Source organism: Paraburkholderia adhaesiva, assembly GCF_021390575.1.
Classification (GTDB): domain Bacteria; phylum Pseudomonadota; class Gammaproteobacteria; order Burkholderiales; family Burkholderiaceae; genus Paraburkholderia; species Paraburkholderia adhaesiva.
This window is the reverse complement of sequence record NZ_JAJEJQ010000001.1, coordinates 378,187-394,994: the sequence shown is the minus strand read 5'-3', so window position 1 is coordinate 394,994 and position 16,808 is coordinate 378,187. Positions and strand designations below refer to the sequence as shown.

General features: G+C 63.5%; 13 protein-coding genes. 4 read left to right on the top strand and 9 right to left on the bottom strand.

All coding sequences use genetic code 11. The annotated features are described in order from the left end of the window. Positions 1-147 precede the first annotated feature (147 nt). Positions 148-1,020, top strand: a complete 873-nt coding sequence (locus L0U80_RS01860; RefSeq protein WP_233862167.1) for an EcsC family protein — start codon at positions 148-150, stop codon at positions 1,018-1,020. On the opposite strand, the gene L0U80_RS01855 is transcribed toward L0U80_RS01860, so the two are convergent. The 3 genes from L0U80_RS01855 to L0U80_RS01845 form a co-directional block, all read right to left on the bottom strand. Next, the gene (locus tag L0U80_RS01855) at positions 990-1,940 is read right to left on the bottom strand and encodes an alpha/beta hydrolase (protein WP_233862166.1); all 951 of its coding nucleotides are present in this window, start codon (positions 1,938-1,940) and stop codon (positions 990-992) included. The genes L0U80_RS01860 and L0U80_RS01855 overlap by 31 nt on opposite strands. 78 nt (positions 1,941-2,018) lie before the next feature. Continuing rightward, positions 2,019-2,456: a CHRD domain-containing protein gene (locus L0U80_RS01850; protein WP_233862165.1), complete on the bottom strand. Its 438-nt coding sequence runs from the start codon at positions 2,454-2,456 to the stop codon at positions 2,019-2,021. A gap of 178 nt (positions 2,457-2,634) precedes the next feature. After that, entirely contained in the window at positions 2,635-3,753 is a 1,119-nt protein-coding gene (locus L0U80_RS01845) for a porin (RefSeq protein ID WP_233862164.1), read from the bottom strand. Positions 3,754-4,232: 479 nt separating this feature from the next. On the opposite strand from L0U80_RS01845, the gene L0U80_RS01840 reads away from it, so the two are divergent. Next, a complete protein-coding gene (locus tag L0U80_RS01840; protein WP_233862163.1) occupies positions 4,233-5,174 on the top strand; it encodes a LysR family transcriptional regulator in 942 nt (313 codons plus the stop codon). Between the two features lie 177 nt (positions 5,175-5,351). Here L0U80_RS01840 and L0U80_RS01835 read toward each other — a convergent pair whose 3' ends face one another. From L0U80_RS01835 to L0U80_RS01810, 6 genes are all read right to left on the bottom strand, one after another. Beyond that, positions 5,352-9,821 (bottom strand): ATP-binding protein, encoded by a 4,470-nt coding sequence (locus L0U80_RS01835; RefSeq protein WP_233862161.1) that lies wholly within the window; start codon positions 9,819-9,821, stop codon positions 5,352-5,354. A gap of 71 nt (positions 9,822-9,892) precedes the next feature. Continuing rightward, on the bottom strand, positions 9,893-10,630 hold the full coding sequence (locus tag L0U80_RS01830) for an aquaporin (RefSeq protein ID WP_233862159.1): 738 nt from the start codon (positions 10,628-10,630) through the stop codon (positions 9,893-9,895). Between the two features lie 243 nt (positions 10,631-10,873). Continuing rightward, the gene (locus L0U80_RS01825; protein ID WP_233862157.1) at positions 10,874-11,566 is read right to left on the bottom strand and encodes a response regulator; all 693 of its coding nucleotides are present in this window, start codon (positions 11,564-11,566) and stop codon (positions 10,874-10,876) included. Positions 11,567-11,604: 38 nt separating this feature from the next. Next, positions 11,605-12,285 carry a response regulator gene (locus tag L0U80_RS01820; RefSeq protein WP_233862155.1) on the bottom strand — a complete coding sequence of 227 codons (681 nt, stop codon included), beginning with the start codon at positions 12,283-12,285 and terminating at the stop codon, positions 11,605-11,607. A 110-nt stretch (positions 12,286-12,395) separates the two neighbouring features. Further along, entirely contained in the window at positions 12,396-13,043 is a 648-nt protein-coding gene (locus tag L0U80_RS01815) for a response regulator (RefSeq protein ID WP_233862154.1), read from the bottom strand. Between the two features lie 517 nt (positions 13,044-13,560). After that, positions 13,561-14,526: a threo-3-hydroxy-L-aspartate ammonia-lyase gene (locus tag L0U80_RS01810; protein WP_233862152.1), complete on the bottom strand. Its 966-nt coding sequence runs from the start codon at positions 14,524-14,526 to the stop codon at positions 13,561-13,563. Positions 14,527-14,550: 24 nt separating this feature from the next. Between L0U80_RS01810 and L0U80_RS01805 the strand changes: the two genes are divergently transcribed. Both L0U80_RS01805 and L0U80_RS01800 read left to right on the top strand, forming a co-directional pair. Beyond that, the gene (locus L0U80_RS01805) at positions 14,551-14,694 is read left to right on the top strand and encodes a hypothetical protein (RefSeq protein WP_233862151.1); all 144 of its coding nucleotides are present in this window, start codon (positions 14,551-14,553) and stop codon (positions 14,692-14,694) included. A gap of 676 nt (positions 14,695-15,370) precedes the next feature. Further along, on the top strand, positions 15,371-16,741 hold the full coding sequence (locus L0U80_RS01800) for a methyl-accepting chemotaxis protein (RefSeq protein WP_233862150.1): 1,371 nt from the start codon (positions 15,371-15,373) through the stop codon (positions 16,739-16,741). Positions 16,742-16,808 lie beyond the last annotated feature (67 nt).

Genomic DNA, 16,808 nt, shown 5'->3' with positions numbered 1-16,808 from the left:
GCAACGTTTGACGCGTCAAAGATTAAAATAATATCACGACGTCATCCCCTACACTGGGCACACTTGACGTTCGCGAGCCGCGGGCACGCCGCCCGCCGCTCTGAACGATGCACGCTGAACGCAAACTCCACTTCCAGCGGGAGATTTATGGGGCCACAGTCCGAAACGTCCAATGTGCCCGATGCGCCCGATACCCCGGACACCACCGTGGCACTGTCCGAAGCCGACCTCGAGACGCTGCGGCGCGCCAAGCACCTGCTCGAAAGTCCGCCGCTCGGCATGCAACTGGCGGCCATCGTCGGTGCGCCCGTTGAAAAGATGATCGCGAAACTGCCCGGGCTCGCGAGCGACAAGGTGAACGAGGCGACCCAGGCCGCGCTGCGCAGATGCCTGCAGATCGCGCTCAAGACGCTTGGCAAGGGCGCTGTCGGGAACGGCGCGCCGGGTGCGAAGCCGGGCAATCTGCTCCACAAATTCGCGGTTGCGACGACCGGCGCGGCGGGCGGCGCGTTCGGCCTGTTCGCGCTGCCGGTCGAACTGCCGGTCACGACGACGCTGATGTTCCGCTCGATCTGCGACATCGCGCGCAGCGAGGGCGAGGACCTCGCGAATCCCGACACCCAGCTGCAATGCCTGACGGTGTTCGGCATGGGCGGCCGCTCGCCCACCGACGACGAAGCCGACTTCGGCTACTTCATCGTGCGCGGGGCGCTGGCGCAGGCGGTGTCGAAGGCGTCCTCGGAGATGGCGACGAAAGGCTTCGCCGTCCATGGATCGACAGCGCTCGTCAAGCTCATGCAAAACATCGCTGCGCGCTTTTCGGTGCAGGTGACCGAGCAGGTCGCGGCGAAATCGATCCCGGCGATCGGTGCCGTACTCGGCGCCATGGTCAACACCGTGTTCATGAATCACTTCCAGCATGTCGCGCATGGCCACTTCACCGTGCGACGGCTCGAACGCCGCTACGGCGAAGCGGCAGTCCAGGCGGCCTACGAAGCGATCGACGTTTCGCTCGACTGAGGGCCCTGCGCGTCCGCCGTCGCGGTGACACGCCGCACGAAACGGGCCGAGTCGTCGAGCGCGCGCCGCGCCTCCGGCGCAAACGGCGCGTAAATCGGCCAGATGTGCGGCAAACCCTGCCCTATCTCGCATTCGACACGCACGCCCGCGGCGCGGGCGCGGTCGGCGACGCGCAACGTGTCGTCGAGTAGCACCTCTGTGCTGCCCGCCAGCATGAAGAGCGGCGGCAAGCCACGCAGGTCGGCGTGGACCGGCGATGCCCAGGGATGCGTTGCGTGCGTCGCGCCGAGATAAAGTGGCGCCACGCGAGCGAACGCGTCGGCACTGAACATCGGATCTTGCCCGTCGTTTTCGCGAAGCGACGCGCCAGTACAGGCGAGATCGGTCCACGGTGAATAGAGCAGCGCGCCGGCCGGCAGCGGATCGCCGGCGTCGCGCAGCGCAACCAGCGTCGCGAGCGCAAGCCCACCGCCCGCGGAGTCGCCCGCAATCACGATCGACCCGGCGCGCCTGCCAGTGGCCAGCAACTGCCGGTACGCAGCGAGCGCATCGTCGTGTGCAGCGGGGAACGGATGCTCGGGCGCGAGGCGATAGTCGAGCGAGAACACGTCGGCTTGTGCACGCGGAGCGAGACCAAAGGTAATCGAGCGATGGGATTTCGGCGAGCAGAAGTAGTAGCCGCCGCCGTGGAAATAGAGGATGGTGCGCGTCGCCCCTGCCACGCGGAGCAGCCACTCCCCGCGCAACGGCGCATCGGCGGCAGCGTATTGCTCGTGGAGTCGAAAGCCGTTGGGCGGACGCGGAGACCACACGCGCTTCGCCGCATGCGCGCGTGCAAAAGCGACGTCGATCGGCTCGCGTGTTGCGGGCAGAAATCGTCGGCGCAGAAACCAGCAAATCAGCGCGCTTTGCCAGCTCATCGGCTCACGCTCCGGTAAGCTGCACCGCGGCGCCACGGCATGGCACGCGCGCCGCGGACAAGACGCCAATACGCACCGTCAGTTGGCCGGCAACACCTGGCCGCGAATTTCGCCGGACGGATTCTGCTTCGTGTGAACGTTGACGTACCACTGCCCGGCCATGAGATCGGCTGCCTGCTTTTCGTCAAGGGTCGCCGTTCCCTTGATCGGGCTCGGCGTATCGCCCTTCGCAATCGGCACCTGCACATTGGCGTTCTGGCCAACGGGCGCCGGACCGTGGAAGTGCGCGGCCGCGACAGGACCCGACAGGTCAGCGTAAGTCACCGTCCATTGCAGCGACTTCGTCGACGTGTCGAACGTGGCGTCGAGCGTGCCATGACCGTGGCTCACACGCGGCGGGACTTCGCTGGACGGCTGGAGATTGGCCTTGAGCGCGACGGTGTCGGCGAACGTGGCGCCCGATGCAACGAGGAAAGACAAGGCGAGAGCAAACTGCAATGGACGAAGCGCAATCATGAGAATTCTCCGTTGTTGTGGTGCGCCGCACCGTACCGCTTCGGCAGCGTTCCCACATGCTAGAGCAAATTTCGAGATAACGTCAGACGCGTCCCAAACTGGCAAATCCAGGTAAAAAAACAGGCAAAAAAAGAGCGCCGCTAAGGGCGCTCTTCTTTTTTCAACCAGTCAGGCCGCTTTAGAAGCGGTGACGAATACCCGTCGTAATGATGCCCTGGTTCTTCGACGACGAGAGACCGCCCGACGACGTGGAACCAATCTGCGTCATACCGACCGCGTTCTCACCCGAGCCCCAGAGGCCCACGCCTTCGAGATACACGTCCGTGCGCTTCGACAGTGAGTAGTCAGCTTGCAGCGCGAACTGGTGCCAGTGTGCCGAACGGCTGCCGTTCGTGTTGAGCACCGTGTCCGAACCGTTGGCATTCGTGTACGTGTACATCGCGCCGATGCCGAGCGCCGGCGTCAGGTTGTAGCGCAGGTTACCTTCAATGTTGTTGAAGCGCAGCGAGTTGCTGCCGACGTCGTTGATACGCGTCTGCGTGAACACGACACCGCCGACCAACGGACCATAGGTGTAGCTCGCGCCGGCACCCCACACGCGCTGACGGTGATTCAGGTTGAACATGGCGAGCGGCGAACCCTGGACCGAGCCGGCCCCGTTGAAGTCCATCCCCTGCGCCTGCAGCCAGGCCGCGCCAATCTGCAGGCCGTCGTACTTGTAGCTCGCGCCGAAGCTGTACGTGCGGTTGTCCGCGAAGCCGCCCGCTTTGTTCGAGAAGCCGTAGAGACCGCCGAACTCGAAGCCGTCATAGTTCGGGCTGGCGTACTTGACCGAGTTGTTGATCGAGAACGTGGCGTTGCCGTTGTCGTTGTCGAGGACGTGCGCCGTGTAGGTGCCGCCCCACGTGCCGACTGCCATGAGCGGACCGACGTAATCGACCACTGAGTCGAACTGGCGGCCCAGCGTGAGCGTACCGTACTCCGGATGGCTCAGGCCGACGTACGCCATGCGGTTGAACATCGAGCTGCTGTTGTTCAACGAGCCGTTCGATACGTCGAAGCCGCTTTCAAGATTGAAGATCGCCTTCAGGCCGCCACCGAGATCTTCCATGCCGCGCAAGCCCCAGCGGCTGTTCTGGACGTTTCCGCTGGTGATCGCGAAATTGTTGTTGCCGTTGATGTTGGTCGTGTACGTGAAGCCGGCGTCGACAACGCCGTACAGCGTGACGCTGCTTTGCGCATACGATGCCGATGCAAACGTCGCGGACACGGCCGCCAGAATCAGAGTCTTCTTCATATCCTTCCTTTGATGCTATGCCCTTCGGGGAAAGAGAACATCGACACCGGCTCACTGCCGGCATCGCCATGTTCCATGCCGCTATGACGCGGCGCTGCTTTGATATGCATCCCTGAGTTTATGGGCGACGCTTTTGCGTCAACCACCCCGCATAAACACAAAAGGTCTTTTGAGGAAGTCGAAAAATAAAGTGGCTAGCGCCGCAATCGCTTGCATCGCAACGATCGCGCCCTATCTCACTTTCATGATGCGACGGTGAGTTCGGTCGTATCTCTTTAAAGCGTTGTCGAAAGGCGACACGACGAATTTGATACAAGCCGAAGATTCAGAAGCGTCCCATTCCCCTACACACACCCGTGTCGGTACTATCTGGCCGGCATGCAACGGCGTCCCGCATGGATGTTCCCCCGTAGCCCCCACCGCTTTTACTTCACCTGTTGCACGAGAATCACTCTCCGATGTCGACGCCCCCAAGATCGATGAATCAGCTTCAGGCGATGCGCGTGTTCCTGAGCGTCGCCGCACATGGCTCGTTCGGTCGCGCTGCCGCCAGCCTCAGCCTCTCCAACGCGGTGGTCACACGCTATGTCGCGCTGCTCGAAGCGCACCTCAACACGCGGCTCGTCAACCGCAATACGCGCAGCGTGTCGTTGACCGAAGCGGGAATGACTTACGCACAAGGGTGCCGGCAAGTGCTCGACGATCTGGAGCACATCGAAACGCAGATTGCGCATGGCGTCGCGGTGCCGTCAGGGACCCTGCGCCTCGTTGCCCACGCGTCGTTCTCGATCAACGGCCTCACACCGCTGCTCCAGCGTTTTCTCGCCACGTTCCCCCAGGTTCGCGTGAGTCTCACGCTGCTGCACCGGCAAGTCGACCTGATTGAAGAGGGTTTCGATGCGGGCATCGTCGCTCCGCAACAGGTGAGCGGTGGAACGCTTATCCGGCGTCCACTCGTCACGATCGCCCCCGTTCTGGTAGCCGCGCCCGCCTACCTGGCAACCCAGGGCGTGCCACACTGTCCAGCCGAACTCGCGCAGCACACGGTACTCGCGCCGTCGTCCGACATCCACGGCGACGACTGGCAATTCGAAGCCCCGGACGGAACGCGCAGTGGCGTGCGCATCGAACCCGCGTATGCGGTCAACGATGCCGTGATGCAGCGACAGGCGGCGCTTGCGGGCATGGGGATCGCAATTCTTCCTTCGGACCAGGTGGTGGCAGATCTCGCGTGCGGCGCCGTGGTCCGCGTGCTCGGCGACTACACCATCCGTGACGCGGACAGGGAACTCTCGCTCGTCTATCCCGGCCGCCGGCATGTGCCGGCAAAGACGCGCTCGTTCGTCGACTTCACGGTCGACTGGTTCCGGAATCAGACGGAGTCCCCACGACCGATTCCTGCAATTTCCTGTAATAGTTAGTTAAGCGTTTTTATCTCGCTTTTTTCCGGAAGTGCATCTAATCTTGAAATTGCGAGAAGTGACTCTTCATCGAAGGGTCTCCAAGCTTGAACGCGGCTTCGGCCGCGTTTTTTTTGTGCCGCTCGGGCGCATGCTCGGCCGGATTTCGCCGGAATCTGCCCACTGTCGCCGCCTGTGTCACTCCACGGGTTGAGCCAGGCTCCGCGCCTGCTGCGCGATGGCGTCGAGTATCGTGTTGCACGTACTGATCAGTTCACGCCCGGCGTCGCGCAGCTGCGCCGCGGTGTGAGTGCTTATATGACGACGATACACATCGATATGACTTCGGAACGTATCGAGTAACGCGAACAGCACCGGATACTGCAGCACGCCCACCGCGCCAGCCACGCGATGATGCCATTCGCGCAGACGCGCGACGTCGACGGCTTCGAGGAGCGGTGGCAACGCATCCAGATCGTCACGGAATGCTGGCACGAATGCGTCAAGCAGCCCCTTCACCAACGTCTCGCTTCCCCACACCTGGATCATGCGAGCCAGATCGAGCGGCTCGATCGCGCCCGCTGCAACCGGCGCAGGCGGCTGCGGCCCGATTGCAGGAGCCGGTTCCGGCGTCGCCCGATTCACGCCCTGCGCCCCGAACCAGTGTGCAAGATGCTCGCGCAACGTCGCGACGCGCGTGGGTTTGATAATACAGTCGTCCATACCCGCCTCACGGCAGAGGTGAAGGTTCTCCGGCGCGGTGTTCGCCGTGATGGCGAGGATCGGCAGACGCCGCGTGCCGCCCCGCCTGCTCTCGCTTTCCCGCACGCGCCGCGCGAGATCGTAGCCCGATACGTCCGGCATATGGCAGTCGGTGATCAGGCAGCCGTAGTGATTCTTCTCCAGGGCTACGAGCGCCTCTGCGCCGTCGTTCACCACATCGCAGGCGAAACCAAGCAACGCAAGTTGATGGCTGATCAACTCGCGGTTCACCGGATGATCCTCTGCCACCAGTATCAGGCGGCCCGCCGCGCGCTCCTTCTCGCGATCGGGCACGGCGAGTGCGGGTGCAAGCACGCCGGAGGAATGCTCGGGCACGACTTGCGGCCGCACGAGTGCCATCGCACAGGCCGCATTCAGTCCACGCCAGCTAAGCGGATTGACGCTCAGCCGCACGCCGGTCTCCGCCACCCGATAGCCGGTCGGCTTCGGATTGTCGGTCAAGCCGATGACGGCTGCGCCGAGGCCGGACATGTCGGCCGCACACGATTCGCTGGCAAGCACGAGATCAATTCCGGCATAGGCACTCATAGTGTTCGCATCGAGGTTAGTGTCCGACGCGCTCGTCATGTGCATTCCAAGCGTCTCGCCGAAATGCATCAATGCAGCGGCCACGCGCTCGTCATCACAGACGACCAGCGCACGCTTGCCGCGCAAGCCCTGCGAAACGACCGACTGCACCTCGACCGGCAATTCGATACGCAGCGTCAGGTCCGTTCCGCGCCCAGGCGCGCTGTGCAACTCCAGCGTACCGTCCATTAGCGCTGCAAGCCTGCGACAGATGGTCAGGCCGAGGCCCGTGCCGCCAAAGCGCCGCGTCGTGGTCGTCTCGACCTGCACGAACGGCTCGAAAAGCCGGGTCTGCGCGTCCGGGGCAATGCCGATTCCCGTGTCCGCCACGACAAGCGACAGGATCTGACTCGCGGGCGCGCCTGTGTCTGGCACGTCTTGCGCAGACACGAGCACGCTCACTTCACCGCGCGACGTGAACTTGATCGCGTTGCTCAGCAGATTGAACAGGATTTGCCGAAGTCGCACGCTGTCACCGCGCAGCGTGGCCGCGACGCCCGGCTCGACGTCGACGCGCACCTTCAAGCCTTTTTCGTGTGCACGCCCTGCCAGCAGGCCGACCGCATTGTCGACGAGTTCGCGAACGTCGAACGGCTCCGAAACGATGACGAGACGGCCAGCCTGGATCTTCGAATAGTCGAGCAGGTCGTCCAGTATCTGCAGCAGCGCTCCCGCCGATTCGTGCACCATGCTGATCATCTGCGTCTGGTCGGGATTGAGCGGCGTGCGCTCGAGGACTTCGACGAGGCCCAGCACGCCGTTCATCGGCGTGCGGATCTCGTGGCTCATCATGGCAAGGAAGTCGTCCTTCGCGCGCGACGCCGCCTCGGCCAGATCGCGCGCACGCGCCAGTTCGTCGGCGCGCGCGTGCTCGACGTTTGCATCGACCGCATACCCGCTCCAGAGGACCGCGCCGTCCTCTTCGAGGTGCGGCACGAATTCCGCGCGTACCCACACCAGACCCGCCCCGCCGAAGTAGCGAAACTCGGTATTCACCGGTTCGAGCCGCCGCGCCGAGCGCTCGAGTTGTGCACGCAGACGCTTGCGGTCATGCCGGTGCACCCGGACCACATCAAGCGTGCGGGCGCGCATGAGTTCCTGGACGTCGTCCCCGAGCAGGCGCTGCGAGTCGCCGCCCAGATATGGAAATGAATACGCGCCAAAGGACGAGCGCCGCAACCGGAACACGAGCACAGGCAACGAGCGCGTAACGTCCGAGAGCAGCCGTTCCGATTCGCGCGCGCGCATTTCGGCGCGACGAATTTCGGTGATCTCGATCATCGTGCCGAGCACGCACAATGGCTTGCCGTGAGCGTCGCGACACAGCCGCATCCAGAAGATACCGTGTCGAGACTCGCCGCCTGGACCGTCGAACGCCAGTTCGACGCGCTGGTTTCCGCCCTCCCGGACGGCGCGCTGGAAAAGCTCTTCCACAGGTCCGTCATTGTCCGCACCCCACGCCAGCACGGACGTGCCGTCACGGCCAATGACGCGCGCGCGCTGCAGCCCGGTTATCTCCTCATACGCGCGATTGACGGCGATATAGCGGCCCGCCAGATCCCGCGCACCCAATGGATACGGAATCATCTCCATCACCGTGTCCTGCAGTTCCACTTGCCGGGCAAGAATGTGCTCGGCGCGTCGGCGACGGCGCATCTCGCGCTGCAGCAGCACATAAGCGCGCAGTGTCACGAGCAGCACCACGCCAAACACGATCACGAACGGCAACAGTCGCAACGCGTTCACGCTCCAGCCGCCGGTCACGCCCGGCCCACCCGTCACCCAGCGGTTGCGGATCCGCTCGCGTTCAGCGAGTGGCATCGCAGCCAGCGCGCGGTCGATCAACGCCACGAGCGGAGCAAGGTCGGGGCGCGCGGCAAGGCTGACGGCTTCGTTGGTGTCGAGCACGCCGAGCACCTTGAGCGTACCTGCGTATCCGCGACTGAGCCGGACGTCGAGTGCCGCCGCGTTGCCGACCAGAACGTCGGCCTGATATTGCGCCACCATCCGGAGCCCTGCCTGCACGTTCGATGCGCGCGCGACGTGCACCGCACGCACGTCGGCGAAGATCTGCGACAGCGCAGGCATATGTGGCCCCAGCGCAATGCGGCGGCCAGCGAAGTCTTCGATGCCGCGCGCCATCGGCTCTTCGCTGCGGCCGACGAGCACGAGCGGATAGTGCTCGATGGGCTGCGTGAAGAGCGCGGACGAATCCACAGTGGCGTCGTGCGCGGACGTCACGAGCAAGGCCAGTTCGCCGCGGCTGAACGGACCGGCCACATCGTGCCAGGCCGAAAACGGCACGGGCTGGAACGTCACGCCTAGCGCGCGCGCCAGATAGTCAAGGTAGTCGCCGGCAATCCCGCCCGGACGTCGTAGTCGACCGCTGCTGAACGGAGGCCAGTCGTCGTCAACGCCGACCTTTAGCGCTGGCAGCGCGCTCAGCCACGAGCGCTCATCGTCACTAAGCTTGAGCGTGGGCGCCGCAGAGGTGGCGGTTTGCGCAAGCCAGCGTGCACGCACCGCCGCGGCGTCGGCAGGCCGCACGCCTGCGAACGCCGCGTTCAACCGGTCGCGCAACGCCTCCTTCGATAGCGGCACAGCGAATCGCAGCTTTTGCACGCGGTTACGCTCTTCGTGAGCGAGGCGCAGGTCGCGAAACGTGTCGAGGGAAAGCTCGTAGCGCACGGCTGGCGCGAAGCCTGCGTAGGTGTCCGCTGCTCCCGCATCGACAGCGCGCAGCGCGTCCGGCGTACTCGTATAGGCGAGGATGCGGGCTTGAGGAAATTGCTCGTGCAGCACCTTTTCGAGGACGAAGCCCTTTTCCACAGCGATCCGCGCACGTGCGAGCCTGGCAGCCGACATGGCCACGCCTTCATTGCCCGCGCGGGTCACGAACGCGCTGTTGCCGCTCAGGTACGGCGCAGTGACCGCGAGGCAGCGGTCATGCTCCGGCGCGCGTAAGCGGCTCATGATGATGTCGATCTCACCTCTGCATGCTGCGCTCAGCAACGCAGGCATGTCGGCAAACACGCGAGGCACGAGCGTTGCACCCGTTCCGACGAGCAGGCGCAGGTAATCCGCACTGAAGCCGGTCAGCTTCCCGCCGTCGAGTACCTCGAGCGGTGGTCGCCCGCCGGCGACCACGCCGACGATCAGCTCCGGTCGCATCGCCGGTGTCGACCTGGCCGGTACCACGCCCGCCTCGGCTGCGGCACCGAAGCCCGTCGCCGCGCGCGCAGCGTCGCTCGCGAGGTCGGGCAATAGTCCGCCCCCCAGCACGAGCACGGGTACAACGAGCACCCTGAAGAACACCACCCGCACCCGCCTGAGGACACTATCAGCGAGGGATGGCTTCCGTGACATCGACACTATGTTGTCGCCCTGCCTCAGGCGTTGCCGTACGACCTGGCGGAATGGCGCGCGTTCGCCCGCCGTTGGCACACGAACCGGTGGCACAGTCCTGCCGAAATGCCACCCACCATCGGCGCCGCCCAGAAGAGCCACAGTTGGTCAAGCGCCCAGTCGCCGACGAAAAGCGCAGGACCGGTCGAACGCGAGGGATTGATTCCGCCATTGCTGACCGGAATGGCGATCAGGCAGATCACTGTGAGACAGGCGCCCAGCGCGACCGGCGCTGATGCGCGGCGCCTTGGCGAGATGGACATGATCAGATGCATTGCAACGAACGCGAACGACAGGGCGAACTCGACGGCAAACACGGCATGAAGCGCGTAGTCGCCTGGTGAATGCTCACCGTAACCGTTGGCGCCGAGCTCAGAAACCGTGATTGCGAAGCCCGGACGCCCGCCCGCGACGAAGGCAAGCAGCGCAGCCCCCGCAATTGCGCCGATCGTCTGCGTGGCGATGTACGGTGCGACGTCACGCACGGGAAAGCGCCCCGCAACCGTATAGCCGATCGTGACAGCCGGGTTGAAATGCGCACTCGCGACGCGCCCGGCGGCAAAAGTCGCAACGCACAACGCGAGGCCAAACGCCATCGCCATGTCGAACACGCTCCTGCCCTGCATGGGAACGCTCACGTTGATCGCGGCGCTCGCGCAACCCGCAAACACGAGCCACGCGGAACCGGCCGCTTCAATCCCCAACCGAATACCGAGCTTCATTAATCCGCCTCCGTGCCCCGCTTCATGCCGTGCAGGCACTGCTCGTCTGTAGGTGGTAACCGATACGTCCCATCGCGCCCGTCAGGATTCGCGTGTAGCACCGGGAATCCAGGACGCATCTGAGTCGAGCGAAGCATTATCTGAAGTACGCCGCACGCCTCGAATAGGACGGTTCTTAAAATCGGGCGGCATAACTACGATCGAGCTCGCGAGATATTCCGACAGATCACGTCGTACGACCACTCACGTGAGGCCGATCTGCTTGGCGAAGTCCATGAGATCGCCCTCCGTTTCGAGACCGAGTTTGCGCATCGTGCTGCGCTTCTGAGTGCTGATGGTCTTGGCGCTGCGCCCGAGCCGCGACGCAATCTCGCGGATCGGCATGCCTTGCGCGTAAAGCTGGAAGACCTCCCATTCACGTGCGCTCGGCACACCTGCGCACGGCGGACACCGTGTGCCGGCGCGCTGCAGTGCCGTGCGTGCGAAATCGGAAAGATAGGGGATTCCGCGGCTAGCCGCTTCGATGGCGGGAATCAGCGAGAACGGCACATCGCGCTTGTCAACGATGACCGTCAAGCCGAACTGCAGCAGGCCAGTGAGGACTGGCGCGCTCGACACCATGGTGAGCACCACGACCGCCGGCCCCCTCCGCGAGCGTATGAGCCGCCTCAGCATGGCGAGCGAGCTATATTCGCCGTGCATACCCGGCATCCAGACGTCCGACACCACGACGTCGCAGGGATAGAGGTCGAGTTGTTCGGCGAGCGTCTGCGTGTCGTGCGCTTCGGCGACCACGGTTATGTGTAACGACGCGCTCAGCAACCCCGCCACGCCGACACGCACGCATTCATGATCGTCCGCGATGATCACGCGCACCGGGGCGCGCGATTCATCGACACTCTGAATACAGTCCTGAGACCCGATGGCGGTTTGCATAAACGGATGGATCGCTGGCAATCAGGCGGATGCGAAGGTCAAGAAGGTTCACCCTGTGCAACGCCGCACTCCACCGCGAAACGGTAAAGCTCGACATCGTTGTCGAGCGACAGCTTCTTCATGGCGGCACACTTCTGCGCGCTGATCGTCTTGACGCTGCGCCCCAGAAGACTCGCGATCTCGGTCACGCCGAGGCCGGAGACGTAATGGGTGAATACCTCCAGTTCGCGTCGCGACAATATCCGATGCACCTGCTCGCGACGCTGCGCGCGCGACGCTTGCAGCAGCAGGTCGCGTACCACGGGGCCTACGTAGTGTTCATGCGCGATGGCCGATGCGATTGCAACCGGAATGAGATCGATGCGGTCGCGCTTGCTGAGCACTGCATCGACGTCCAGTTCGAGCGCCCCACGCAGCGCGTCGGCATTGGTTTCCATCGTCAGGACCACGACCGCCTTCTGCGCGAAACGCTGCCGGAAGCGCCGGAGTACGTCGTACCCTTCCTCGCCGCCAAGCCCTGGCATGTGCAGGTCCATCAGCACAAGGTCGAAGTTGTGACGCGCGGCCTCTTCAAAGAGCTGCGGCGCCGTCTGCGCACGCGCGACGACCTGCAGATTGGCAAAGCTGGCGATCAGGCTCTCCAGCGCGAACAGCACGAGCGGGTGATCGTCCGCGACGATCACCCGCACCGGCGCCGTGATTTCGGTGATATCTGTCATGGCATGAACTGGCTCGCTGCACGACGGGCCTCGCAGCGCGTCTTCGCGTCGCGTGGCAAACAAGGGGAGCGCGGCCGGCAGCGACCGGCCCGCCAGCGTCGAACGCGCGATCATGAAAGGCCGTATACCCGGACGAGAGCAATGAGTCCCGGGTCGTTACTAACACCGAGCTTCGTCATCGCGTCGCGCTTCTGGCGGCTCACCGTGCGAACGTCGCGACCGAGAATCCTCGCGATTTCACTAACCGAGTGGCCGCCTGCAAAGTAGCGCACCACTTCCGACTCACGCGGCGAGAGGCGCGGCATTCTCATACTGTCGGCGCTCTCCCAGCCTGCAATCGCGAAGTCGCGCTGAATCGAACTGCCGATGTACGCGGGACCGCAGCCGGCGCCGCGCACAGCGCGTATCAGCTCGTCCATGGGCTCGCTCTTCTTCAGCATTGCTGAGACACCTGCATGCATCACAGCACGCAGAATGACGACATTCGTGATGCTGGTAAGTACAACGACATGCAGCGACGGATAATCGCGGCGCAACCGCCGCACCAGAAACAGTCCATCTTCTGCATCGTCCGGGCCGCCAGGCATCGTTAGGTCGGTGACCACCACGTCGCACGGCACAGTGGCCAGTATGCGAAAGAGCGCGGCGGGGCTGGACGCCTCGCCGACGACCTCGATCCCGTCCGCCTCGCTCAACACGGCGTGCACACCTAGCAGAACGAAAGGGTGATCGTCCGCCAAGACGACGCGTAGCTTCACGTTGGCAATCTCTCGATGATGGATGGATCCGGAAGGCGCACTCACAGCGATGCGGAGAAACGTCCGCTGTGCTGCCTGTTTTGCGGCCTGATTTGCTTCCCGCCGCCGATGGCAACGCCAGGCAGCAAGGTTATGTATATGACCATCCAATCCGGACTGCCGAAATCGGAGATTTCCGAAACGTCAAGCGTCCGTTAAATCTGAAATTAGATTAGTTGTAGAAATCAATTAACTGACGACCAACATACGACCGCATTCCGATGATCCCTTTTCAACAGCCGAGGGCAGCGAGCGCCTGGTCGGCCCCGCTCGCTATCACGCGCGCTCACACGCGTGCGCCCCGCTATCCGTCCACGCGGGCAGCTCAGCCGATAGCGCGATATCGCGCCGCTGCCGGGATCCATCCGCAGCCAGCGCGCCCGGGCGCAAACCCACACGTCACGAACGCTGGCGCTGCGCTCGCCGAACGGCCTGGCCGTGCGGACAACTGGCGCGCCGAGGTTCCCTGCCGCCAGCGTTACGCGCCAACCAGCTCCGCAAAGCGCAACAAGTCGACATTTCCGCCCGACAATACGATGCCCACACGCTTGCCGCGCACGTCCACCTTTCCTTCGAGCACCGCCGCCGCCGCGAGACAGCCAGTCGGCTCGACGACGATCTTCATGCGGCTCGCAAAGAATTTCATCGTGTCGACGAGTTCGGCGTCGCTCACCGTGACGATCTCGCGCACGCGCTCGCGAATCACCGCGAAGGTGTACTGGCCGAGATGCTGCGTCTGCGCGCCGTCGGCGATGGTCTTCGGCGTGTCGATATGGACGATCGAGCCGGTCTGCAGGCTGCGCTGGCCGTCATTGCCCGCCTCGGGCTCGACGCCGATCACCGTACACGCAGGAGCGAGCGCGTGTGCCGCCGTAGCGCATCCCGAGAGCAAGCCGCCGCCGCCGAGCGGAACGAACAGCATGTCGAGCGGCCCGGTTTCCTCGAAGAGCTCCTTTGCCGCGGTGCCCTGCCCGGCCATGACGTGCGGGTGGTCGTAGGGTGGAATCAGCGTCAGGCCGCGCTCGGCGGCGAGACGCTTGCCGAGTGCCTCGCGGTCCTCGGTATAACGGTCGTAGAAGATGACTTCGCCGCCGTAGCCTTGCGTCGCGGCGACCTTGATCGCGGGCGCGTCATGCGGCATCACGATCACGGCCTTCACGCCGAGCAGCTTCGCCGACAGTGCAATCGCCTGCGCATGGTTTCCCGACGAGAACGTGATGACGCCGCCCGCCTTCTGTTCGGGCGTGAACTGGGCGATGGCGTTGTACGCGCCACGGAACTTGAACGCGCCCATGCGCTGGAGGTTCTCGCACTTGAAGAAGAGTTCCGCGCCCGCCCGTTCGTTGGCGGTACGCGACGTGAGCACCGGCGTGCGGTGCGCGACGCCACGGATGCGCTCGTGCGCGGCGGCGACGTCATCGAAGGAAATCGGGAGGGTGCTCATAATCGGTCTTCCGGGGAAAGGTAGATGTGGACGGTGGACCGCGTACGCCATTGGGCCATCGCGCGGCGCGGCTTCACGGCGCTGCGCGAGCGTGAGGCCGACGGGCATTGTGTTGTGTTGCGTGCCGGGATCTGGTGTCCGGGGCTCGCGTCAACGTCGTCGGCCTGACGCGCGCCCAGCACCCCGGCGACGCTCGGGCCACCGTGCCTGGGTCGGTGACATTTTGACGGTTTGCGACGGATTATCAAACGCGGCACTGAAAACGGTACATCGTGCGAACGCTCGAGTCGACAGTGAGTCTGCCCATTGAAAATGTCCGCACGCACAAGACGATTTTCACGCCACGAGAAATCCGCCCGAAAATGAGCCTTGTAGTTCACTTGCGTCATTCCACTTCGGCACAGTTCCAGAGACCACGAGGGCTCTCGATCCCGAACCTTGCGACCGTTGGGACACGTCAAGCGCCTCCCCATTGGCTCACGATTTTCCTCGACGCCAGCCGTAGACTTCAGCCATCGAAATCCAATACGCATAAAACGCATTAGGGTTTCCCCGACGACATTTCCGCACAGGTAAAGTCTTAAAATCGACCGTCCGGTCGGCTTATGATTTTGAATGAAATATGCGTTGTCGGTTACCTAGCCGTGGACCGACAGCGGGATTTCAGCGTGTGCGGGGCTGTCAGGCATGCCAGCGCATGTAACGGGCAGGCACGTCTGACGCCTTGTTGGCGGCTGTTCTCGACCGGTCTCATACAAGAACGGATAACCATTAGATGGCAATACTGACGAGATTCCACTCGCGACGAACGCAAAAGGCGTCGCGCAGTGCGCTGCTGGAGTCGATGGCATCCAGCGTCGACAAGCTTGGGGTTAGCATTTGCCAGATCGACGGCGAAGTCGAGCGCGTGAGATCGTCGACGGGAGACGTATCGCGTGCGTGCGAGCAACTGCACGGGTTGTCCGAAAAGCTCACGGAACACAACCGCGAGATGGGCAGAGCCGCTGCTCGTGCGGAGCAGACAGGACGCGACGCCGCGGAGCGAATTAGCGACTCGACGAAAGATATCGGTTCATCGCTGGATGAGGTGCAGCAACTGGTCCGTGGAACGGCCGACATTGGCTCTCGCATCAATGTGCTGCACGACGTGCTGGGGCGAGTCGCCAAAGCGGCCGAGACCATCACGATGCTGTCGAAGCAGACGAACCTGCTTTCGCTGAACGCGGCCATTGAAGCGGCCAAAGCGGGTAACGCTGGAAGAAGCTTCGCCGTGGTGGCATCGGCGGTGAAGCAACTCGCGGCCCAATCGAATGCCGCAGCTGTCGAGATTGAAAGCACCATCGGCCATCTCGCCTCCGAAACCTCGGCGCTTCTGGAGCTAAGCAAAGAGAATGTGCGACGGGCAAGCGTGGTGGATGAAACGACGACGCGAATCGGCTCGACGATTGCCGCTACCGACAAGGCGATCGCAGAGCTCCATGCGCAAGCCAGTTCGACGGTCTCCACGTCGGATGTCGTCGAATCGGATTGCCAGTCTGTCGTTCAGCTCGTTTCGTCGATTTACGAAAATGCCACGTCCTCGCATGATCTCGTTGCGACTGCGCGGGAGCGTCTCGCCGACGTTCTGCTTGTTTCCGACCGGCTGCTCGGCGAAGTCGCCGCCGCTGGCGGCAGTACGTCCGATGCACTGTTCATTGGCGTGGCGGAACGCGTCGCCGCCGACGTGTCGAGCGCTTTCGAGCGTGCTCTCGGCGCCGGACAGATCAGCGAGGCAGACCTGTTTTCGAACGACTACACGCCCATTCAGCGTTCATCGCCGGCTCAGTTTTTGAGCCCCTTCACCAATCTGTGCGACCGGGTTTTGCCGCAAATTCAGGATCAGGCGCTTCAGATCGACAAGCGGATACGAATCTGCTGTGCGTTCGACCGAAACGGCTACCTTCCGACGAACCACGCGCAGTACTCGTTACCTCAATCCGACGATCCCGTCTGGAACGAAGCCAATTGCCGAAACCGCCGCTTCTTCAAAGACCGGACGGCGATGGCCGCGGTGAATAGCCGAAGCGCATTTCTTGTTCAAACGTATAGCCGCGAGATGGGCAACGGCACGCGCATCGTGATGAAAGATGCTTCGGCGCCGATTCTGGTGCGAGGAAGGCACTGGGGTGCGGTTCGCGTCGCCTATTCGACGGAAGGTGCCGGCGGGAATCATTGACGAATGGTTCGGCATGGTGAGCCGTTCTGCGCAGTCTGGAAGCAGGCGACTTACCGAAAAGGTCACA

Coding starts and splice junctions, on each gene's coding strand:
- L0U80_RS01860 (WP_233862167.1), top strand. CDS start 148: ATGGGGCCACAGTCCGAAACGTCCAATGTGCCCGATGCGCCCGATACC.
- L0U80_RS01840 (WP_233862163.1), top strand. CDS start 4,233: ATGAATCAGCTTCAGGCGATGCGCGTGTTCCTGAGCGTCGCCGCACAT.
- L0U80_RS01855 (WP_233862166.1), bottom strand. CDS start 1,940: ATGAGCTGGCAAAGCGCGCTGATTTGCTGGTTTCTGCGCCGACGATTT.
- L0U80_RS01800 (WP_233862150.1), top strand. CDS start 15,371: ATGGCATCCAGCGTCGACAAGCTTGGGGTTAGCATTTGCCAGATCGAC.
- L0U80_RS01810 (WP_233862152.1), bottom strand. CDS start 14,526: ATGAGCACCCTCCCGATTTCCTTCGATGACGTCGCCGCCGCGCACGAG.
- L0U80_RS01820 (WP_233862155.1), bottom strand. CDS start 12,285: ATGACAGATATCACCGAAATCACGGCGCCGGTGCGGGTGATCGTCGCG.
- L0U80_RS01805 (WP_233862151.1), top strand. CDS start 14,551: ATGTGGACGGTGGACCGCGTACGCCATTGGGCCATCGCGCGGCGCGGC.
- L0U80_RS01830 (WP_233862159.1), bottom strand. CDS start 10,630: ATGAAGCTCGGTATTCGGTTGGGGATTGAAGCGGCCGGTTCCGCGTGG.
- L0U80_RS01825 (WP_233862157.1), bottom strand. CDS start 11,566: ATGCAAACCGCCATCGGGTCTCAGGACTGTATTCAGAGTGTCGATGAA.
- L0U80_RS01845 (WP_233862164.1), bottom strand. CDS start 3,753: ATGAAGAAGACTCTGATTCTGGCGGCCGTGTCCGCGACGTTTGCATCG.
- L0U80_RS01850 (WP_233862165.1), bottom strand. CDS start 2,456: ATGATTGCGCTTCGTCCATTGCAGTTTGCTCTCGCCTTGTCTTTCCTC.